Genomic DNA, 20,920 nt, shown 5'->3' on the forward strand with positions numbered 1-20,920 from the left:
ATATATATTAAATTTTATTATTCATGAGCTTAATGTAAGAATGTTCTACATTCTGGTTTCTGAATTTTCGCAAGAAAAAGTGTGTAAAGAAGCAGATTGATTTTTATAACAAAGATTCAAGATAAAAGTTCAATTTGAGTTTCTATAGCTCAGACTGATATTGCCATAGTTAGTTTTGATACTTCTAAAATAATTTCAGTATTTTCCTTATAGTTCAATAAAAGCAAATCCAATCGTTTGGATGTGCATATTTAAGTGAATTGAATAAGGAAATGTGATGTCAAATCAGCCTTTTGATACGGATGTTGTGGTGATTGGGACTGGCCCAGCCGGAGCAACCACTGCTTTAGCCTTAGCGACTTATGGGATTTCAGTCCGTTTTTATACCCAGTTTAATGGTTTGGCGAACTCTCCTCGTGCACATATTACCAACCAGCGCGCAGTTGAAGTATTGCGTGAATTTGATTTAGAAGAAGAAGCTAAAAGTAGGGCGACTCCATGGCAACACATGGGAGAAAGCATGATCACCACCAGTCTGATTGGCGAGGAAATTGCCCGTATTCAGGCGTGGGGAACGGGTGATTTGCGCCATGGCGACTATGTAAAGGGCAGCCCTTCGCCGTTATTCGATTTGGTACAACCTGAAATGGAAGCACTGCTGGTGAAACATGCAGTTGCGCGTGGTGCAAATCTATTTTACAACACCGAATATTTAGATCATGAACAAGATGATGATGGGGTTCTGGTCTGGTTCTTAGACCGAATGGAAAATCGTAAATATTCAGTTCGTGCCAAGTACCTGGTAGGAATGGACGGGGCGCGCTCTAAAATTGTTGAAAAAATTGGCCTTCCGATTGAGGGTCATATGGCACGTGCGGGTACAACCTATGTACGTTTCAAAGCGGATTTAACTCAGTATGTGCAACATCGTCCGAGTATTTTGCATTGGATTGTCAATCCTGCCGCAGGTTTTGGCGAAATTGGTATGGGCTTGCTGCGTGCCATTTCTCCATGGAATGACTGGGTGGCTGGTTGGGGCTTCGATATTGCTCAAGGCGAACCACAATACACGCAGGAACAGATCATTCAGCGTATTCATACCTTTATTGGGACGGATGATGTTGATATTGAAGTTCAAAATGTATCGGCATGGTATGTGAATCAAGCTTTTGCCCAGCATTATTCAGTGGGACGGGTTTTTTGTGGCGGTGATGCCGTGCATCGTCATCCACCATCGAGTGGTTTAGGTTCAAATACCTGCATTCAAGATGCGTTTAACTTGGCATGGAAACTGGCTTTCGTCATTAAAGATTGGGCGAAAGCAGATTTATTGAGCTCTTATAGTAATGAGCGTCTGCCAGTCGGGCAGCAAATTGTGGCACGTGCCAACCAGTCTAGGATGGATTATAAGTATCTTAAAGATGTTTTTGGTTTTGATCAGGGGATTACCACCACACAACAATTGTTAGACCGATTGAATGCACCAACCGCAAATGCAGCTGAATTACGTACTCAGTTAAATCATGCCTTAGAGATTAAAAACTTTGAGTTTAATGCGCAAGGTGTGGAGTTGAATCAGCGCTACCAGTCGGTTGCTGTAGTTTTAGATGATGAATGTGAGGAACAATGGCAAGCTGATCCACAATTATATTTACAGGCAACATCGCGCCCAGGAGCGAAAATTCCACATTGCTGGTTAATTGATACCAAGAATGGTCAAAAGGTTTCAACACTGGATATTGTGGGAAATGGAAAATTAACTTTGGTGACTGGTTTATCCGGTACTGCTTGGAAACAGGCAGCCGAGCAATTAGACCTGCCTTATATGAATGTCGTGACCATTGGGCAAGACGTGAAAGATGTTTACGGTATCTGGCAAAAAACTTGTGAAATTGCTGAAGCCGGCATGTTGCTGGTTCGCCCCGATGGTTATGTGGCATGGCGTCATCAGCAAGCTTTATATGATGATGCGGTCGCCCTGCAGAAATTAACGCAGGTGCTAGAACAAATGCAGTATAAAGTCACTTAATTCGGGTTTTTAAGTTAGTTTGAAACTTGCTGTTATTGAACAGATTGCTGAATGATTTTTGCGGTAAATTGCAAAACCGGATTTTCAGCATCTGTTCGATAACTGGCATAGAGCGGTAAGGTGGGCAAGTCCTGTTTCAGTTCAATTGACTGTACATTGGGGTTGAGCAATTGCCGTGCATATTCAGGAATAAAACTCCAACCCAAACCCATATTGATGAGATTGATATGCTGCAGGGCATTGGTGACTTGGTATTTATATTGCAGTTTTAAGTGTTCTTTTTCAGTGAATTCATGAATTTGCTGATAGAAAACTGGAGAAAACAGCGGGTCGCAGACAATAAAGTCATCATTTTGAATTTGTCTTAAGTCTTGAATCTTACGGTTGGCAATATAGTTCTGATGGGCAACAAATAATAATTTTTCTTCAAACAGCATGCTGCTGCTATAAACCGGATCATCAATACAGATGCGACTAAAAATCAAATCCAGTTCGGAGTTTTTCAATGCTTGAATCTGTTCGCTACAGGATAAACTTCTAATTTTAAGGTCGACTTTCGGGAATTGAGCGCGAACCCTTTGAATGACTTGGGGAATAATGGTCATTTCTGCAACGTGCAATACGCCAATAAACAGCTGTTGTTGACCTTGATTGGCGATTTGACGTGCATGAGCGATGGCAAGTTCCGCGTATTTAATCGATTCCAGCGCATATTTTAAAAAACCTTGACCCTCTAAAGTCAACGCTATTTTTCGAGCACTGCGATCAATCAGTTGTACACCCACTTCTTCCTCTAAATCTTTAATTTGCTGACTGAGGGAAGGTTGCACGGTACAGAGTTTTTCTGCGGCACGGGTAAAATTGAGTTCTTCAGCCAGCGCTACAAAGTAACGTAAATGTCTAAGTTCCATTGAGTATTTTCCTGCTTAAAACGATTTTACCCAATAGCTCAAAAATTAAAATCTATGCTGAATCATTTATTTGGATATAAAGATGTTTTAGATTTCAAGGATTTTGATATCGGCATATTGCTGAATTAAATCTGGATTTAAACTGTGAATATAATCCATGAATGCAACATTAAACTGACCTATCTTTTGTGCTTTTTCAAAGGCCAACTTTCCTGCAATGGCAAAATGGGTATGTGCCGCAATGGTGGCAATCGTCGGTGTGGTTACTGCACAGTAAGCCGCGATTAAAGCACCGAGCGCACAGCCTGTCGCAGTGACTTTCGGTTGTAAATAAGAGCCGCCATGGACTTGAATTACCGCATCCAGTTCTTTGCTTAAAATAAAATCAGATTCACCTGAAATAGCAATGCATTCAGCATGTGCTAGCAGGACTTTGGCATGGGTGTACACATCGGCACTTTCCAGCGTACTATCCACACCTTTGGACAATACCTGATTGCCTGCAAGAGTACTGATTTCTGAAGCATTACCACGAATCACGCTGGGATGATATTGCAGTAACTTATCCACCATATCCGAGCGCCATTTTAAAATAGGACCATAACCCACGGGATCGAGCACCCAAGGAGTGTTGGTACGCTGCGCCGTTTGTGCAGAAATTTGCATGGCCTGCATTTGCTCAGGGATCGGTGTGCCCAGATTAATGCTAAGGGCTGCAGAAATAGTGGTAAAACTTTCGGCTTCGAATGGATTATCAATCATGGCAGGAGAAGCACCGGCAGCTAGCAAAACATTGGCTGCATAATTGGCGGCAACGCTATTGGTAATACATTGCACCAAAGGCTGCTCCGTTTGCAGCTGAGTCCATGCTTCAACAATTTGTTCGATTAATGTTGAAGTTTGATCCATAAGATAATTCCTTAAGTTATATAGGATTGGATAGACTAGACGTAGGGTTTACTGTCCATGGGGTGAAATTTTACTGGGTAAAATAGTGGTCTTGATGCTTACAGGTTCGACAACATAAGGTCACATAATTTTCAGCATCATAATCGACAGTCAGCTCGTTAGAACCGCAATACATACAGCGTTTTTGTGAATAGAAGCTTAAGCGGGGTTCAATCTTTTTCCATATCCGCCAAATCGGCTGGAAAAAAATACTTTCATCATAGCCCAGAAAGCGGAAAAACAGGATTTCGCTCATCTTGCTAAAAGGAATATTGTGAGGACGTGGCAGGGTTGATGTTTCCCATTTTTCTGTCACGGCCCGTTCACGATATTGCTGTAAAGTTTTCTTTAACAAGTTGGTGTTAATAAAGTTTTCATTACGGGTTTGCAAAGCTTTTTGTTGATGTAAATATTCCAAAGCCGTTTGTACCAGATAATAAATTTGCCCCACAGCCAATGAATCCATCAGGCGATAGCAAAAGGTTTGAAAACTATTATTTCCGGCAATTTGAATGCCCCAAGTACGGCAATAAAACTGAGCAAACTGAATAATTTCCTGATACAGCACTAAATAAAGCACATTTTTCACTTCATCTGCATTCTTAAAAGGCACACCCATGGTTAAATTTTCATAAAACCAGTTTCGAAGTTGCTGGGTAATGCTAAACAGACTGGGTTCAGAATAACCATCCAAACGAACATTGACGTAGTAATGATGTGCCTCGGAAGCAAAATCCTTGGCAATCAGGATTTGTTCTTTCACCAGTTGCTTGACCAGATAATTTTGAAATAAATAATTCGGGGTAATGGAGTGAAATTTAATACTTTCCCAGTCAATATATTCATGATGCGTGGTATGTTCCTGAACCTGATTATCCAAAATACTCAGTAAAAATAATTTATTCAGAAAACTGATTTGATCGAGTCGATATTCAACATTATCTTTATTTTTTGATTTGATTTTGCGCTGCTCTTGAAGACGCGTTTCGGTGAGCATTTTTTTTCGATTGATTAAACATTTGTCACAATGACAGTTGGTGCGTCCATCTTGAAAGACACGATGCTGACAGTGACTACATTCATGAAAATTAAGTGCCTGATCGTACTGTTCTGCTTCAATCCAGAACATGGATGCCTGACACAAAGGGCATGATGTACTTTCATCTAACTGTTTTTGCAGAATCTGAAGGAGCATAGAAAGAGTCAATCACAAGTCTGGTTAATCATTTAAATGATTATACACATCTCTTATATTGTAACGTGATTGAATGGCGCTGAATCAGCAATAAATCCATGCAGGTAAATATAACTGAACTTTGCGCTTTAAAATAGCCTAAGCATTTATGGTTCATATTGATGAAGATGGCAAAGCCAATTTTCCATCTTCATCAGAACAGAGAATAGATGAGGGATTTAAATTCTTTAATTAATAAGAAGCAGGGCAAGGTAATGACTCGTCTTCCTGACCTAATTGTTTTGCATTAATTAAAGCCTGAACCTTTTTAGAGGAAATTTTTTTGCTGCCTAATGAATCGTAATTGTTCAAAATTGCGCAAATATCGGGCGATTGCATCGGAATACCTTCACAGCTCATAAACATCGCAATCACTTTGTGATCGATTCCGGCAGCATCGAGTGTTTGCATGGTTTTGATGTTTTCCACCCGGACTATATGGTCTTTTAGATACATGGGACACCTCTTTTAATTTTGATTTAATTTTATAGTGCGCTTTGCACAAATATATTCAAGCAAAAAACGTGCTCAAAATGTAGTCATCTTGAAAATATCTGTCATTTTGAGTTAAGTAATTTTAAAGTCGCTGACGCAAGCTTTAAATAATGGAAATAGACAGTCTAATCGCGTTATTTTCTATTTATATTGCTGAAAAGGTGTTGGAGTTATTGCGTATCATTTTTTAACCACACGTATGTTAAGTAATCAACTGAACTTTTAATTGTATTCATGTTCAGGGCATGAATTGAAAAGTGAGAGCAACATGCCCATATATAACTCAAATCAATCGCACAGACAGATTGTGAAAGTTGTCGTATGATCGAAGTATTTCACAACAATAAAGTCTTGGCTTAAGAACGACAGGATTAGGACATTATATGAATATCGCGGCAAACCCAGTGGTTGAAGCAGACCAAACTGTTTATTTAAAAGACTATAAAAAACCTTCTTTTTTGGTTGATTCAATCAATCTGGATATTCAGGTTTATACAGATCGTACCGATGTCAACGCAACCTTGGTGATGAAACGCCAGACCGCAGGGGATTTGGTACTGCTGGGTCGTGATCTGGAATTAAAATCTATTACTTTGAATGGCAAGCAATTGACCGAAGCAGACTACACGCTAAATGCTGACCAGTTGGTGATTGCTGATGCACCCAATGAAGTCATTCTTGAAACAGAAGTCATCATTCATCCTGAAAGCAACACACAACTTGAAGGTTTGTACCAAGCTGGCGATGATTTATTTGTCACCCAAAATGAACCCGAAGGTTTCCGTAAAATCACGTTCTATCCTGACCGTCCAGATGTCCTGTCTGTCTTTACCACACGTGTAGAAGCCGATAAAAAATTCCCGGTACTTTTAGCCAACGGCAATTTGATGGAAGCGGGTGAGGCAGGTGAAGGTCGTCACTATACGATATGGCAAGATCCGACCAAAAAACCCAGCTATTTGTTTGCTTGCGTAATTGGTGATTTGGCAGTTCTGAAAGATTCATATGTAACTTCAGAAGGTCGTAACGTCGCACTCGAAATTTATGCGGTAGAAAAAGATATTCCAAAATGTCATATTGCCATGGAAGCGCTAAAACATTCCATGCAATGGGATGAAGAACATTATGGTCGTCCGTATGACTTGGACAACTACATGATTGTGGCAACCAGTGCATTCAATATGGGTGCCATGGAAAATAAAGGCTTAAACATTTTCAATACTTCATGTGTCCTTGCAGATGAAGAATTCACTACCGATGCCGCCATCATGCGCGTACAGTCTGTGATTGCGCATGAATATTTCCATAACTGGACGGGTAACCGGATTACTTGCCGTGACTGGTTCCAACTGTGCTTGAAAGAAGGTTTGACTGTTTTCCGTGATCAGTCTTTCTCGGAAGATTTACAGTCTGCTGCGGTACAACGTATTGATGATGTTGCCGTATTGAAAGCACACCAGTTCCCTGAAGATTCAGGTCCGTTATCGCATCCGCCACGTCCAGATCATTTTGTAGAAATTAATAACTTTTATACTGCGACTGTGTATGAAAAAGGTGCAGAAATTAACCGCATGATGGCAACCTTGCTGGGTAAAGAAAAATTTCGTCAAGGCACAGATGAATACTTCCGCCGTCATGATGGTCAGGCAGTAACTGTTGAAGATTGGGTTTCATCATTGACTGCTGGGTCGGGTGTCGATTTATCTGCATTCCTGATTTGGTACAATCAGCCGGGTACGCCTAAACTGGAAGCCAAAGGCGAGTACGATGCGGCAAAACAAACCTACCGTTTAAGCTTTAAACAAAGTTTAAAAGCAAATGCCAAATATCCCAACCTGAAAGCTGTGCCGATTCCTGTTGCTTTAGCACTTTTTGATGCAGAAACAGGTGAGCAATATACGCTGCAATCTGAAGCACTGTTTGAAAGTGGCGTGAAAGATGGCATGTATTTATTTGATCAAAGTGAGGCAACCATTGAATTTAGCGGTATAACTGCAAAACCTGTGGTTTCATTGCTGCGTAATTTCTCGGCTCCGGTCAATCTTGAATTCAACTATTCAGATGAAGCATTGGCTTTCTTGATGCAATATGAAACCAATGGTTTCAACCAATGGCAAGCCACCCAAACCTTATTGGAACGTATTTTACTGGAAGGCCATGAATCTGATATTTATATTCAAGCCATGAAAAACACTTTGCCTGAAGTTATTCAAAAAGATCCACTGTTGGCTTCACGCTTGTTTGATGTGCCGACCGAAGGTTATTTGGGCAGCCGCATTGACACAGATTATCAGCCTGCCAAAATCCAGGAACAGCGTAATGCTTTGCTAGACACACTGGCTCGTGACCTCGGTGCATTCTGTAAAGAGACTTACTTGGAGTTAGATCCAGACAATCAAAGTGAATTCTCTCAAGCGATGGGTGTTCGTGCACTCAGAAATATCATGCTCAGTATGATTGCGCGTCAGGGTGATGCCTCTGCCTTCGATCTGGCTTATGAGCAGTATCACACTGGGAATATGTCTGAACGCTTAGGTGCGCTTAAAGTCTTGGTCTGGAATGATGCACCACAGGCTGAAGAAGTGTTGGCAGACTTTTATAACCGCTTTGAAGATGAAGCCTTGTCTTTAGATCAATGGTTTATGCTTCAAGCAGCACATCCTAAAGCAACTGTAGAAACCATCAAATACCTAACTTCACATCCGGATTATGATTTGGGTACGCCAAACCGGATTCGTTCAGTGAGTGGGGGGTTAAATGCCAATCCGGTAAATACCTGGAGTTTTGGTGTTCAGCACTATATTGATCTGGCTAAATATCTGGATGAGAAAAACCCGATTGTGGGTTCACGATTACTGCAAGTGCTTTCGCGCTGGTACACCTTGGCTGAGCCACAACGTACAGAAGTAAAAACTGCACTAGAAGCTTTAAAACCGCAAGTGAAATCTAAAAATGTGGTGGAAACTTTAAATGGTATGTTGAGTATCTAACTTAGCCATCATTAAATGACTAGAAAAGCCTTTTCTTGATTAAAACCGAGCAAAGGCTTTTTTATTATGAATGTAATGTTGCTGAAGAATAAATGATCCGGTGTTTAGATTGCCTACCTTAAAAAGATAAAAGAATCAGACATATTTTCTATAGAATGATTATTTTTAAAGTGTCGATTAAATCACATTAATGTCGTAAAATAGGGGCATTAAAGCTCATCTTAAGATGGGCTTTTATTATTTAGCAGACTGTCATTGGATTAAGCCTGTCATTTTATTATTTAGACTGGAGGTGGGTTTTGTTAGTTAAAATTGAAGATGGTTTTTATTTAAACTCCCTACATATTATTGCAATTCGAGTTTCAAAAAGTAGCAGCGATGGACATTTTGTTGTAGTAATTGAATATACACCGAATAATGTTCAGGCGATGGGAACCTATCAAAAAAATTTTGACAGTAAAATTGAAGCCGAAATTTATCTACAAACGTTGCACCAACACATTTCCAAATAATTACTGTATATCATTATTAATGTTACAGCTTAAACTTATTCAATAAGAGTTTTTAGTTAGGATAAGTCTTGGTGATACACATCTGAATAAACGGTTTACTGATCACTATGAGTCAATTTATGATTTTTTATAGTTAGACACGTACTAGAAGACATATAAGGGATGATTATGATTAAAACGATATGCACAGTAAGCCTCAGTCTAAGCTTGGTAATGGCTTTATCCGTATGTCAAAAGAACGATGGTAATCATAATCCAGATAAAAACTGTTCCAGAGGCTGTGGATGAAAATGCTTAGAGCTATGGATCTAAAGGATAAATCGTTGTGTTATCGGTCAAATAAAAGTCCCTAAATCTAGGGACTTTTTTATGGTTAAACTTTGATAATCAGTACAGGAATAGGCGATTGGGTCAATACAGCTTGTGCCACACTTCCCAGCACTAGTTTTTTGAATCCTGTGCGACCATGTGAACCCATAATAATTAAATCCGCACCGACTTCATCGGCCACATGAATAATTCCTTCAGCAGGTGAGACACCGCGAATGATTTTGGTATCTACATCAATGTTATCTCGAATGAAGGATTGCTTGATTTCAGTTAAACGTAACTGTGCATTCTTTTCAGCCTGCATAAAGTAATCTGTAATTGCAGGTGCAACTTTATAAAAGTCCACCCCGATAAATGGATCTACAGCAATCACACTGGTAATCGTGACTTGGCAATGAAGGGCTTGGGCTAAAGATAATGCTTGTTCAACCGCTGCATAAGAAATAGGAGATTCATCTACCGGAACTAAAATATGTTTATAAGTCATGAATTTATCCTTATGGATATAGCTGATTTGGAAATTTTTTAATGGTGATGCTCAGTCATTATGAAAAATGAGAGGTTCATTTGAATAGCCAAATAAACCCGACATCAGACTGCAGGATTTATTAATCAATAGTTATTCTTTAACAATTAAAACAGGAAGTTTTGTTCCTTTTAAAACGTCTTGAGCAAAGCTCCCCAGCAAGAACTTTTGAAAACCTTTACGGCCATGTGAACCCATAACAATCAAATCAGTTTTTAATTTTTCTGCAGTTTCAATAACTCCTTCTTCAGAGACATTGCCTTTAACCACCTGAATGTTGGCAGTGACACCATTTTCACTGGCAATGGCTTGAGCTTGTTTCAATGAATTTTCAGCATTGGTATAGGCTTGTACGAAATACTCTTTCATAATGGGAGAGGGATAGTAAAAGTCTGCATCAGAAAACGGGTCTTCAGTAACTAAACTGATTAATGTTAATTGGCCGCCAAAAGCTTGGGCAATCTGAGCTGCTTTCTGCACTGCAGACAATGAAATAGGGGAACCGTCAACTGGGACTAAAATATTTTGATAAGGCATAAGACTTGTTCCTGTAAGTTTATTATGTAGCTATTAATTATAGATAGCACATTGTCTTTGAATGATCAATTTAGACTGTGAAAAATGATTTGAAATTCATTAAATTATCTAAAAATCATAGATATAAATGTGTTCTGTTTTGCATTTAATTCCGAGTTGAAAACTAAACATTGCTATAAATATTTCTAAATGTTTAAACAGGTATTAAAATGCTCAAAAATATTATCGTCTGCAATGAATAGCGAACGAAATAAATTCAATAAGGGAAGGCTGTGTATTCAAAATTTTTGGGTTTAACTTTGGGGTTAATTGCTGTTTTAAACAGCAGTGGTTGCCAGAATACACAAAGTAGTACCAAGGTGATTGCGAGTGTTTTTAATGCTTCCACTAATGTGCAAAAAAAAATGATTGATAAATATGCACCCCAAGAGGTTTTGGTGCAGAAAAATATTATGTATATGCAGCAACCCTCATTAACTTTGGATGTTTATCAGCCCAAAAATGTGATGCAACTTGAACCACGTCCAACCGTAGTTTGGGTTCATGGCGGTGGCTGGGTTTCAGGTTCTAAAGAACATGCGCGTGGCTACTTTAAACTTTTAGCTAACGAGGGCTATAACGTGGTTTCAGTGCAATATCAGTTTGCACCGAAAGTGATTTATCCCACTCAGTTACTACAAATTAATCAGGCATTAAAATTTATAACCGAGTATTCGCAGGAATATCATATTAATGCCAATCAATTATATTTGGCGGGTGATTCTGCAGGTGCGAATCTAGTCAGTCATTATGCAGCTTTAATCAGTCATCCAGATTTTGCGCAGCAGTCGGGTATTACGCCGTTGATTCACCGTGATCAGATTAAGGGCTTGATTTTACATTGCGGTATTTACGATATGAATGCTTTTATTAATACTGCGTCAGATGAATTGAAATTAATCGAGTGGGGCGTATTTAACTTGGTTCAAGCCTATACGGGTAATAAGAAAGATGATGCTGAATTTTTAAAAAGTATATCTCCAATTCAATATTTAACAGCGAATTATCCACCCGTATTGATTAGTGGCGGGAATAAAGACTTTTTAACCCCGACACAATCTGTACCTTTTGTAAAAGCTTTGATGAATCAGAACATACCTGTTACCGAAGTATTTTATCCCAACTCCAAAGAATTTCTAGTCCATGAATATCAATTCATGATGAGTAAAAAAGCCAGTCAGCAGACATTTCAACAGACGATTCAATTTATTCAAAAATATAGTCCTGCAGTTTTTAAGTGAGGCTAGAGGCTATTTTAGTTGAAAAATTAAAGACAAATTTTATTAAAATATATGACTTACTCTTTGCTGAGTATATTTTGAGGAGGCGGATATGAATCCTGTTTTCATTGCCTATGCTTTACTTGCCTTAGCAATTATTTCAGAAGTGGCAGGCTCAACTTTTTTAGTGAAATCTGAAGGTTTTACTAAATTGGGTCCAAGCCTTTTCGTTTTTATCTTTTATGTCATTTCGTTTTATTTATTATCTCAAGTGATTAAAACGATTCCTTTGGGCATTGCTTATGCCATATGGGGAGGCGTGGGTATTATTTTGACCGCTTTAATTGGTTTTTTTATCTTCCGGCAAAGTCTGGATTTAGCTGCGGTGATTGGGATTGCCATGATTGTTGCAGGCGTTATTGTGATGAATGTTTTTTCTAAATCAGTAGGTCATTAATTTTATAAGTTATAAAATGACTTCTATTAAAAAACAATCAGGCGATCAAATAACGCAATGTGGAGGGAAAATATAAATAGATAAAATAACTTATATCCCTATAAAGGGATATAAGTAAAAAAGACATACATTATTTGAGGGATGATCGCGTTTTAAACTTCAATACGATTGACACCGCAAAGCCAAATAATAATCCCCAGAATGCTGAACCAATCCCAAAGAACTGTATTCCTGAAGCGCTGAATAAGAAGGTCATTAAAGCCGCTTCTCGTTCATTGACATCTTGGAAAGCGATGGCAATGTTATGACTGATCGTGCCAAATAAAGCAATTCCCGCAAGAGCCACAATAAAAATGTGTGGAAATGACATGAGTAAGCTGGTAAGCGTTGCCGCGAAAATGCCCATCACAATATAAAAAAAGCCACAGCTTATTCCTGCAATATAGCGCTTTTTGGGATCTGGATGCACTTGATCATCTAAACTGACTGCAGCACTGATGGCAGCAATATTGACACTATAGCAACCAAAAGGTGCAAATAGGGTTTGAGCAACCCCGGTCCAGCCAATAAGGTGGTTGACATGTGGTTGATAGCCATAGCTTTTGATCATGGCAATTCCAGGTAAATATTGAGATGCCATGTTGATTACAAATAAGGGCAGGGCTAATCCTAAAATAGCTGACCAAGTGAATACAGGCGTTATCCATACCGGTTTAGCTACGCTCCATTGTAAAACCGGAGTGTGAAACTGCATAAACATGGGACAAAGGATCAGTCCGCCAATCACGGTAATCACGATGCTATAACGGGGTGACAGTCGTTTTGATAGAATGTAAACGGCCAAAAGTGAAAGAATAAAGCCCCAATCATTTTGCATGCTGGCAAAAAGTGCGATGCCAAATTTGAGTAATACCCCGGTAAGCATGGCACTGGTCAAGCTTTGCGGAATATAGGACAAGACTTTCTGAAAAATGCCTGAAAAACCTAAAATTGCGGTGAGTAACCCGCAGATAAAAAATGCACCAATGGCTTCATATAAGCTGTAGCCGCTACCCGTTGCCAAAATCAGCGCAAGCCCAGCAGTCGACCAAGAGGTCGCAACTGGATATTTAAATTTCCAGGAGAGAATTAAACCTGAGAGTCCAATCCCTAAACCTAAGGCCCAAAACCAGGAGGTGATTTGTTCAGGAGTTGCACCTAATATTTGCGCAGCTTGAATTACCAAAACCGCAGAAACACTGATACCAATCAGAAAGGTAATGAAACCTGCAAATACAGCAGGAATAGAAAAATCTTGAAGAAATTTTTGCATAAATCCTTTGCATCATCATTTTATAACGGTTGAAAAGCGTAATAATCATACGCCTTTCATTTTTAAGCGCAAAGGCATAATTAAAATAATAAATAGCGCTGCTATCAGTTTAATTATTTAACAGCGAGCAGAATTTATAAAGTCGTTGTCGCAAGCTTAAACCCGAAACCGCAAAATAAAATTCCAACAGCAGCCACACAGGATGCAGTCACTTTATAACGCTGAGAAAAATAGGTCGCGAGTTTTGCGCCTGAAAAAATCAGGATAGTTAAATAACTCATACTAATGATCTGTAACACGACCGCAAGTGCAGTAAAGGTAATTGCTGGGTATGGATAAGCAGGATCAACAAACTGAACGAAGAAAGATAAATAAAACAGAATTGCTTTGGGGTTTAAAATACTAATAGTGAGTGCAGTTTTAAATGGCTGCAATTGCTCAATATTTTTTTCTGCGACTGCAATTTCTTTCTGTGAGTGAACAGTATTCCATGTGTGATAGGCGGCTATGAGCAATTTGATGCCCAAATAGCTGAGATAAAATGCACCAATAATTTTGAGTAAGATAAATATCCACGGGAAAGCGTGCAGCAATGAAGCTGCTCCAAGTGCGGTGAGTAAAATTAAAATGAGGTCACCGGTATAAACACCAAATGCACTTTTATAGCCGGCTTTAATGCCAAAACGCGAAGCGATGGACATCACGTATAAAGAATTCGGTCCCGGCAATAACACAATTAAGGTTGTACCAATAATATAGGTACTAAGATCGGTTATCCCGAACACAATAAATACACTCTCAAACAATCAAAAAAGCCGACCTGTTTACTATAACAAAATCGGCTTTTTGATGGTGCAATATTCGTATTTTAAGCTTGTATTTCAGCATCTAAGCCAAAAGACTGGCGAAGTAATGTACTTAATTGATCACGGGCTTTAATAAAGCCGTCAATGCCGCTCTGTAAAAGCTGCGAAGACATCAAGTCATGTTCAAGTTGTTGCTTGAAGGTTTCTTTGGTTAAAGGCGTAACAATACGCTGACAATGGGCTTGTGCGTGATTATTTGAAAGCTGGGGAACGACTTCACGTTGATCCTGTTCAAGTTCTGCCAAAAGGTTAGGCGATACTGTAAGCAGGTCACAACCGGCTAATCCTAGAACTTGATCAACGCTTCGGAAGCTTGCTCCCATAATTTCCGTTTTAATACAGTGCTGTTTGTAGAAATGGTAAATCTGCTTCACTGAAAGTACACCGGGATCTTTATCAATCGGGTAGTGATCTACATTTTCCGCTTTCTTGTACCAATCTAAAATACGACCGACAAAAGGTGAAATCAGCGTCACATTGGCTTCAGCACAGGCTTGAGCTTGATGCAAGCCAAACAATAAAGTGAGGTTGCAGTGAATACCTTCAGCTTCTAAAATTTTAGCAGCTTGAATGCCTTCCCAAGTCGAAGCAATTTTAATTAAGATACGGTTTTGATCAATGCCATAGGCTTTATACAGTGCAAGCAGTTCTTTGGCTTTAGCAACAGTTTCATCTGTATCATAAGACAAAGAGGCATCAACTTCGGTTGAAACACGACCTTCAATGAGTTTAAGAATTTCAACACCAAACTTGACCGTGAGTATATCAATCGTGCGTTCAACTAAAAGATCACCGCTATAACCTTCAGATTTGGCTTGTTCAAAGGCAGCTTCAATTAATTCCTTATTTTCAGGTTGATTTGCCGCAGCCGTAATGAGGGAAGGATTGGTTGTTGCATCCAGTGGACGGTATTTTTCAATAGCGGAAAGGTCACTACTATCGGCAACAATGGTGGTTAGGCTTTTTAATTGGTTTAAGGCTGATTGAGTCATTGGTCTAGTTCTTAAAGTTATTTCCCGTATATTTGTTATATCACAATCTGCTTTTAACCCAAGTAAAAAGCATGTATAAGCCCTGTCTATTTTGTGTTTTTACGCGAATTTCTAATGTGATTAATCAAAAAATGAGCAGCAGCACCCAGCTGACTTTCTCGACTCCAAACCAAATCGACAAAATATTCAAATTTAGGACTGAAATCTAAAAAGTTAAGAATTTTAAGCTGCTGCTTGATGTGGGAATTTTGATTTAACATTTCCAGAGGTAAAACTCCCCAACCCAGACCTTCTACAATCATGGCGCAAGCAGAATGATTGTTGTCTGTACGCCAATATTTTTTGGAAAATAACAGTTCAGGCTTAATGGTTCGGTCACGGCTGGCCACCACAATTTGCCGGCTTTGCAAAATTTGCTCATACCTGACTTGTTCAAAGGCAGCTATGTCAGAGTCAATTGCGGCTACAGGAACCAAGGCCTCACGTTTAAGTTCGACAAACTGTTCACGACTTTCCAGTTGTTCACGTTCAAACATCAGTGCCAATTGAGCCGTTTGATTAAGCAGCATTTTTAAAGCATCTTCTTGTGGTGCTGAAAAAATATTGATTTGCAGTTCGGGAAATTGTTTTTCGATCAGTGAAATATAATCAGTCCATTGTATGTGTAACAGTTCAGAGACCACCACAATATTCAAGCTTGATTCTAAGCCTCCACTTAAGGCAAAAGCATGCTGTTTCCATTGATTGATTTCGATTAAGAGTTGTTCAGTTTTTTCATACAAGGTCAATGCCTGCGGTGTGGGAACGGGTTCGCGGCCAACACGTTGAAATAACGATAAATTCAGATCTATTTCTAAATTGGCAATAGACATGCTCACCGCAGAAGGAACTTTTCCCAGCTTTCTGGCAGCAGCAGAAAATGAACCGCTTTCGATGACGGTCTTAAAAATAATCAGTTGTTCTTGGTTAATATTCATCTATCAAAACTTTTGAAAGAATCTAATTCGATTAATCAATAATATCAAAATAGAATGCATTTATCCAAATGAATGAGTAGAAAAATGTTGATTTCCAAAAGAAGGATTGTCCATGCACTGAGCTATGAGATCATCTTATTGGTCATCATTGCGATTGCCTTAAGCTTTATTTTTGATATGTCGATGGAAGTGACTGGAACACTGGGTGTTGCAATGGCGGTTACTTCAGTGTTTTGGAATATGATCTTTAACCATTTCTTTGAAAAGTTTGAAGCCAAACGTCATCTAAAAAGAACGGTAGGTGTGCGTATTCTGCACGCGATTGGTTTTGAAGGCGGCTTAATGTTAGCCACCATTCCAATGGTTGCTTATGCTCTGGAGATGAGCATTGGGCAGGCCATTCTGCTTGATTTAAGTATGACCCTGTGTATTTTGGTGTATACCTTTATCTTTCAATGGGGTTATGACGCGATTGAAAATCATCTAACACTTAAGCGGCTTGAGCAAACATAAGATATAAATTGAGCATTGTTTCACCCAATAATTCGGCTGTTTAAATAAAATTAAAAACTGACTATGTGTGGTCTTTTAGAGAGAGTAATTTTTTTTTGATATAAAACTGCTGTACATACATTAACCTAAAACTGACATTTTGAAGCATAAAAGCGGCCTCATCTCCTCTATATTAAATTTTGCACTGCTTAAATATGAGAAAAGTGCATAGTTAAAACTTATTTTAAATTTAATTTAAAAGCATGATAAAAGGATAATACGAAAATGAATGATAATTTTGATCGTGACGTTATAAAAAACCTTCCTAAAGATGCTCGAGATGATTTGAATGCAGATCCAATTACAGGTGAGCCAGGTGCACATCCAGTAGGAACTGGTGTGGGCGCAGCCGGAGGTGCAGTGGCTGGAGCCGCAGTTGGTGCAATGGGTGGCCCAGTTGGCGCAATAGTCGGTGGTGCTGTCGGGGCTGTGGTCGGCGGTTTAGCAGGTAAAGGTGCTGCGGAAGCAGTTAATCCTACCGAAGAAGAAGCCTATTGGCGAGAAACGGCGCATACCACTCCTTACTATGCTGAAACACTGACCACCTATTCAGACTTAGATTATGAGCGAGATTATGAAAACGCTTATCGAATTGGTTATGAAAACCGTCCTCATTATGACTCAAGTACGCGTTTTGAAGATGTGGAAAGTGAGTTGAAACTTAAATGGGATCATGCCAAAGGATTGTCACGTTTAACGTGGAATGAAGCAAGAATTGCAGTTAAGGAAGCTTGGGATCGTGCTACACGATAAGCTTTAAATTCTCTTCATTTATAAAATTTAAAAGCCCTCGGAAGTTTAACTTACGAGGGCTTTTTGTTTAGAGAGCTAAAGCCGTTGGCTTATTTTTCAATAATCGCTGTTACACCTTGACCACCCGCAGCACAGATCGAAACAAGCACACGACCTGAACCTTTCTGGTTAAGCAGTTTTGCTGCAGTGGCAATAATACGACCACCTGTTGCTGCAAATGGATGACCTGCCGCTAAAGATGAACCTTTAACATTGAGTTTAGAGCGGTCGATTGAACCAAGTGGTGCATCCAAGCCTAAACGTTCTTTACAGAATTTTGGATCTTCCCAAGCTTTCAATGTAGAAAGGACTTGTGATGCAAAAGCTTCGTGAATTTCGTAGTAGTCGAAATCTTGTAAAGTGATACCGGCGCGCTCAAGCATACGTGGAACTGCATAAGCCGGTGCCATCAATAAGCCTTCTTTTTTCTCTACAAAATCTACCGCAGCAGTTTCTTGGAAGGTTAAATAAGCAAGAACTTCGTGTCCATTTGCTTTAGCCCATTCTTCAGAAGCTAAAAGTACACAAGATGCACCGTCAGTGAGTGGAGTAGAGTTACCCGCAGTCATGGTACGTGCATCACCTTTACCAAAAGCTGGCTTTAATTTGGCTAATTTTTCTGCAGTTGAATCAGGACGCAAATTATTGTCACGTTCTAAACCTAGAAATGGTGTGATCAGGTCGTCGAAGAAACCTTCTTCATATGCAGCTGCCATTTTTTGGTGTGAAGATGCAGCAAGTTCGTCTTGCGCTTCACGAGAAATACCCCATTCAAGGGCAGTGATCGCTTGATGGTCACCCATAGAAAGACCTGTACGGGGTTCACCATTTTTAGGTGCATCCATTAAATCTTTCAGATTGATTTTAGTTAGCGCTTTTAAACGATCTTTAGCCGTTTTTGCAATGTTTAATTCAAGTAAAGCTTTACGTAAACCGTCACCGAACGCGATCGGTGCATCAGAGGTAGTATCTACACCGCCTGCAATACCGACTTCAATTTGGCCCAGGGCAATTTTGTTGGCAACCAAGAACGCAGCTTGTAAGCCGGTACCACATGCTTGCTGAATATCGTAAGCAGGTGTTTCTGGAGCAAGTTCAGTGTTTAACACACATTCACGAGTCATGTTAAAGTCACGACTGTGTTTTAAAACTGCGCCTGCAACGACTTCCCCTAGGCGTTGACCTTGCAAGCTAAAACGCTCAACCAGGCCATTTAATACTGCTGTAAACATGTCTGAGTTGGAGGCAGTAAAATAAGCGCCGTTTGAACGAGCGAAAGGAATACGGTTACCACCAATAATAGCAACGCGGCGAACAGTGTTTTGACTCATGGATTTATCCTGTGGAACAGCAGTTTGAGTGGTAGATTCAGATTTTTTTGCATTTGAAGCAGTACTTTTATTTCTTGGCGAGGTTGAACGAGTGCGAGTCGTCTTGGTGGCAGTGTTTGCTGACTTAGGGGCAGTGCCAGAGCTTTTAGTGGTACGCGCGGTACTTTTTGATGTATTTGACACAGTTTCCGTAGCAGAATTTTCAACTGTTGGATTTTCTTGAGTTGACTTGCTCATAAGGCTTTTCCAAGCATTTTACAGTATTCTTGGGGGGTACATTAACACAATCTAAAAACAGCTGAATTGACTGCAATGACATTACACAAAGCATTCAGGTCAAGACATCCATGGTTTAACTGAAGTATGATTCTAACGAAACTGATGGATGTATTGAAATATAAGACTCTAGACATCATATTGAAGTTAAAAGGATATCTTTAATCCATCAAAAAATTAATTTGTATGAGAGATAATAAACATGACTGACCAATATCAAACATTCGCAAAATCTCCTATTGGTAAATTTGTCATCAAAAATTTAGGTTTGCCATCCCCGATTTCTTTAGAGCGTTTTGAGTCGGCAACTCCCGTGGTTAAGGGGGCAGTTTTATTTGGTGCTGCGCCATCTTCAACTTTATCCGGTTCAATTGCGCAAGTTCTCGCAAACATTCATGCCAACAGCTATGCAGGTAACAATACTGACTTACAACAAGCTGCCGCAAAAACAGGTTTAAGCCTGAATGCCTTCAATGAAGGCGACAAAGAATCTAAGTTTAAAGCTGTGATCTTTGATGCATCTGGGATTCAAAATTCTGAACAACTCAATGAGCTCTATAACTTCTTTCATCCGATTGCACGTCAAATCCAGACCTCTGGTCGTGTAGTGGTTGTCGGCATCACACCTGAAACTGCAAAAACAGTAAAACAAGCCATTGCACAACGTGCACTTGAAGGTTTTGTAAAATCTGTGGGTAAGGAATTCAAAAAAGGGATTGCTGCTCAACTTGTCTATGTAGATGAAGGTGCTGAAGGGAATTTAGAATCTACAGTTCGTTTTGCCTTGTCTCCACGTTCTGCTTATGTGTCAGGTCAGGTGATCCGTGTTTCTAAAGCTGAAATGGTAGATGTCGACTGGGCAAAACCATTGGCAGGTAAAACAGCTGTTGTCACAGGTGCAAGCCGTGGTATCGGTGAAGCAATTGCACATGTCTTGTCACGTGATGGCGCGCATGTGATTTGCTTGGACGTTCCGCAACAACAGGTAGACCTTGATCGTGTTGCGGCTGAAATTGGTGGTTCGACTTTAGCCATTGATATTACCGCAAGCGATGCAGGGGAAAAAATTAAAGCCGCGGCTGCAGCCCAAGGCGGTCTGGATATTATCGTGCATAATGCCGGGATTACCCGTGACAAAACTTTGGCAAACATGAAGCCTGAGCTTTGGGATCTTGTGATTAACATTAACTTGTCTGCAATTGAGCGTGTCAATGATTACCTTCTTGAAAATGACGGCTTCAATACAAATGGTCGTATTGTGTGTGTATCTTCTATCTCAGGTATCGCAGGTAATTTAGGTCAAACCAACTATGCAGCATCTAAAGCAGGTGTCATTGGTGTAGTGAAGTTTACCGCGCCAATATTGAAAAATGGCATAACCATTAACGCCGTTGCACCTGGATTCATTGAAACGCAAATGACTGCTGCGATTCCATTTGCGATTCGTGAAGCAGGCCGTCGTATGAACTCGATGAGTCAAGGCGGTTTACCTGTCGATGTTGCCGAAACCATTGCATTATTTGCATCCTCTGCTTCTACAGGTTTAAATGGCAATGTCGTTCGTGTGTGTGGTCAAAGCTTGTTGGGTGCTTAA

19 protein-coding genes are annotated in these 20,920 nt (G+C 39.7%); 8 read left to right on the forward strand and 11 right to left on the reverse strand.

Annotation, left to right across the window (positions count from 1 at the left end; genetic code table 11):
• Positions 1-277: 277 nt before the first annotated feature.
• On the forward strand, positions 278-2,029 hold the full coding sequence (locus AY606_RS07820; RefSeq protein WP_067866832.1) for an FAD-dependent monooxygenase: 1,752 nt from the start codon (positions 278-280) through the stop codon (positions 2,027-2,029).
• Between the two features lie 32 nt (positions 2,030-2,061).
• On the opposite strand, the gene AY606_RS07825 is transcribed toward AY606_RS07820, so the two are convergent.
• The 4 genes from AY606_RS07825 to AY606_RS07840 all read right to left on the reverse strand — a co-directional run bounded on the left by AY606_RS07825 (position 2,062) and on the right by AY606_RS07840 (position 5,578).
• Positions 2,062-2,940 carry a LysR substrate-binding domain-containing protein gene (locus AY606_RS07825; RefSeq protein WP_067866834.1) on the reverse strand — a complete coding sequence of 293 codons (879 nt, stop codon included), beginning with the start codon at positions 2,938-2,940 and terminating at the stop codon, positions 2,062-2,064.
• 87 nt (positions 2,941-3,027) lie between these two features.
• Positions 3,028-3,849, reverse strand: a complete 822-nt coding sequence (gene thiM, locus AY606_RS07830; RefSeq protein ID WP_067866836.1) for a hydroxyethylthiazole kinase — start codon at positions 3,847-3,849, stop codon at positions 3,028-3,030.
• A gap of 70 nt (positions 3,850-3,919) precedes the next feature.
• Positions 3,920-5,083, reverse strand: coding sequence for a hypothetical protein (locus AY606_RS07835; protein WP_067866838.1), 1,164 nt, complete (start codon positions 5,081-5,083; stop codon positions 3,920-3,922).
• Between the two features lie 231 nt (positions 5,084-5,314).
• The gene (locus tag AY606_RS07840) at positions 5,315-5,578 is read right to left on the reverse strand and encodes a hypothetical protein (RefSeq protein WP_067866841.1); all 264 of its coding nucleotides are present in this window, start codon (positions 5,576-5,578) and stop codon (positions 5,315-5,317) included.
• A 422-nt stretch (positions 5,579-6,000) separates the two neighbouring features.
• On the opposite strand from AY606_RS07840, the gene pepN reads away from it, so the two are divergent.
• Both pepN and AY606_RS07850 read left to right on the forward strand, forming a co-directional pair.
• Positions 6,001-8,607, forward strand: coding sequence for an aminopeptidase N (gene pepN, locus AY606_RS07845; protein ID WP_067866843.1), 2,607 nt, complete (start codon positions 6,001-6,003; stop codon positions 8,605-8,607).
• A gap of 299 nt (positions 8,608-8,906) precedes the next feature.
• Positions 8,907-9,119, forward strand: a complete 213-nt coding sequence (locus AY606_RS07850; protein WP_067866845.1) for a hypothetical protein — start codon at positions 8,907-8,909, stop codon at positions 9,117-9,119.
• Positions 9,120-9,492: 373 nt separating this feature from the next.
• Here the strand turns inward: AY606_RS07850 and AY606_RS07855 are convergent, their stop codons facing one another.
• Both AY606_RS07855 and AY606_RS07860 read right to left on the reverse strand, forming a co-directional pair.
• On the reverse strand, positions 9,493-9,936 hold the full coding sequence (locus AY606_RS07855; protein WP_067866847.1) for a universal stress protein: 444 nt from the start codon (positions 9,934-9,936) through the stop codon (positions 9,493-9,495).
• A 132-nt stretch (positions 9,937-10,068) separates the two neighbouring features.
• Positions 10,069-10,512 (reverse strand): universal stress protein, encoded by a 444-nt coding sequence (locus AY606_RS07860; RefSeq protein WP_067866849.1) that lies wholly within the window; start codon positions 10,510-10,512, stop codon positions 10,069-10,071.
• A gap of 272 nt (positions 10,513-10,784) precedes the next feature.
• Here AY606_RS07860 and AY606_RS07865 point away from each other — a divergent pair, with 272 nt between their 5' ends.
• Together AY606_RS07865 and AY606_RS07870 are read left to right on the forward strand one after the other, a co-directional pair.
• Complete coding sequence (locus tag AY606_RS07865; RefSeq protein WP_067866851.1) at positions 10,785-11,792, forward strand: alpha/beta hydrolase; 1,008 nt, start codon at positions 10,785-10,787, stop codon at positions 11,790-11,792.
• A 91-nt stretch (positions 11,793-11,883) separates the two neighbouring features.
• Complete coding sequence (locus AY606_RS07870; protein WP_067866853.1) at positions 11,884-12,228, forward strand: DMT family transporter; 345 nt, start codon at positions 11,884-11,886, stop codon at positions 12,226-12,228.
• A 130-nt stretch (positions 12,229-12,358) separates the two neighbouring features.
• Here the strand turns inward: AY606_RS07870 and AY606_RS07875 are convergent, their stop codons facing one another.
• The 4 genes from AY606_RS07875 to aceR form a co-directional block, all read right to left on the reverse strand.
• Positions 12,359-13,540 (reverse strand): benzoate/H(+) symporter BenE family transporter, encoded by a 1,182-nt coding sequence (locus tag AY606_RS07875; protein WP_067866855.1) that lies wholly within the window; start codon positions 13,538-13,540, stop codon positions 12,359-12,361.
• 134 nt (positions 13,541-13,674) lie between these two features.
• On the reverse strand, positions 13,675-14,325 hold the full coding sequence (gene leuE, locus AY606_RS07880) for a leucine efflux protein LeuE (protein WP_067866856.1): 651 nt from the start codon (positions 14,323-14,325) through the stop codon (positions 13,675-13,677).
• 83 nt (positions 14,326-14,408) lie between these two features.
• On the reverse strand, positions 14,409-15,398 hold the full coding sequence (tal, locus tag AY606_RS07885) for a transaldolase (protein WP_067866858.1): 990 nt from the start codon (positions 15,396-15,398) through the stop codon (positions 14,409-14,411).
• An 86-nt stretch (positions 15,399-15,484) separates the two neighbouring features.
• Entirely contained in the window at positions 15,485-16,375 is an 891-nt protein-coding gene (gene aceR, locus AY606_RS07890) for an HTH-type transcriptional regulator AceR (protein WP_067866860.1), read from the reverse strand.
• An 84-nt stretch (positions 16,376-16,459) separates the two neighbouring features.
• On the opposite strand from aceR, the gene aceI reads away from it, so the two are divergent.
• Together aceI and AY606_RS07900 are read left to right on the forward strand one after the other, a co-directional pair.
• Complete coding sequence (gene aceI / locus AY606_RS07895) at positions 16,460-16,888, forward strand: chlorhexidine efflux PACE transporter AceI (protein ID WP_067866862.1); 429 nt, start codon at positions 16,460-16,462, stop codon at positions 16,886-16,888.
• 264 nt (positions 16,889-17,152) lie between these two features.
• The gene (locus AY606_RS07900) at positions 17,153-17,680 is read left to right on the forward strand and encodes a hypothetical protein (RefSeq protein WP_067866864.1); all 528 of its coding nucleotides are present in this window, start codon (positions 17,153-17,155) and stop codon (positions 17,678-17,680) included.
• A gap of 89 nt (positions 17,681-17,769) precedes the next feature.
• Here the strand turns inward: AY606_RS07900 and AY606_RS07905 are convergent, their stop codons facing one another.
• Positions 17,770-19,287: an acetyl-CoA C-acetyltransferase gene (locus AY606_RS07905; RefSeq protein ID WP_067866866.1), complete on the reverse strand. Its 1,518-nt coding sequence runs from the start codon at positions 19,285-19,287 to the stop codon at positions 17,770-17,772.
• 241 nt (positions 19,288-19,528) lie between these two features.
• Between AY606_RS07905 and AY606_RS07910 the strand changes: the two genes are divergently transcribed.
• Entirely contained in the window at positions 19,529-20,920 is a 1,392-nt protein-coding gene (locus tag AY606_RS07910; protein ID WP_067866868.1) for a 3-oxoacyl-ACP reductase, read from the forward strand.

Source organism: Acinetobacter sp. SFB (assembly GCF_001647545.1).
Lineage (GTDB): Bacteria > Pseudomonadota > Gammaproteobacteria > Pseudomonadales > Moraxellaceae > Acinetobacter.

Excerpts from the sequence above, each read along its gene's own strand:
- AY606_RS07910 (WP_067866868.1), top strand. The coding sequence starts at position 19,529 with ATGACTGACCAATATCAAACATTCGCAAAATCTCCTATTGGTAAATTT.
- AY606_RS07860 (WP_067866849.1), bottom strand. The coding sequence starts at position 10,512 with ATGCCTTATCAAAATATTTTAGTCCCAGTTGACGGTTCCCCTATTTCA.
- AY606_RS07855 (WP_067866847.1), bottom strand. The coding sequence starts at position 9,936 with ATGACTTATAAACATATTTTAGTTCCGGTAGATGAATCTCCTATTTCT.
- pepN (WP_067866843.1), top strand. The coding sequence starts at position 6,001 with ATGAATATCGCGGCAAACCCAGTGGTTGAAGCAGACCAAACTGTTTAT.
- aceI (WP_067866862.1), top strand. The coding sequence starts at position 16,460 with ATGTTGATTTCCAAAAGAAGGATTGTCCATGCACTGAGCTATGAGATC.
- AY606_RS07840 (WP_067866841.1), bottom strand. The coding sequence starts at position 5,578 with ATGTATCTAAAAGACCATATAGTCCGGGTGGAAAACATCAAAACCATG.
- AY606_RS07900 (WP_067866864.1), top strand. The coding sequence starts at position 17,153 with ATGAATGATAATTTTGATCGTGACGTTATAAAAAACCTTCCTAAAGAT.
- AY606_RS07835 (WP_067866838.1), bottom strand. The coding sequence starts at position 5,083 with ATGCTCCTTCAGATTCTGCAAAAACAGTTAGATGAAAGTACATCATGC.
- thiM (WP_067866836.1), bottom strand. The coding sequence starts at position 3,849 with ATGGATCAAACTTCAACATTAATCGAACAAATTGTTGAAGCATGGACT.
- AY606_RS07875 (WP_067866855.1), bottom strand. The coding sequence starts at position 13,540 with ATGCAAAAATTTCTTCAAGATTTTTCTATTCCTGCTGTATTTGCAGGT.
- AY606_RS07820 (WP_067866832.1), top strand. The coding sequence starts at position 278 with ATGTCAAATCAGCCTTTTGATACGGATGTTGTGGTGATTGGGACTGGC.
- aceR (WP_067866860.1), bottom strand. The coding sequence starts at position 16,375 with ATGAATATTAACCAAGAACAACTGATTATTTTTAAGACCGTCATCGAA.
- tal (WP_067866858.1), bottom strand. The coding sequence starts at position 15,398 with ATGACTCAATCAGCCTTAAACCAATTAAAAAGCCTAACCACCATTGTT.
- AY606_RS07905 (WP_067866866.1), bottom strand. The coding sequence starts at position 19,287 with ATGAGCAAGTCAACTCAAGAAAATCCAACAGTTGAAAATTCTGCTACG.
- AY606_RS07825 (WP_067866834.1), bottom strand. The coding sequence starts at position 2,940 with ATGGAACTTAGACATTTACGTTACTTTGTAGCGCTGGCTGAAGAACTC.
- AY606_RS07870 (WP_067866853.1), top strand. The coding sequence starts at position 11,884 with ATGAATCCTGTTTTCATTGCCTATGCTTTACTTGCCTTAGCAATTATT.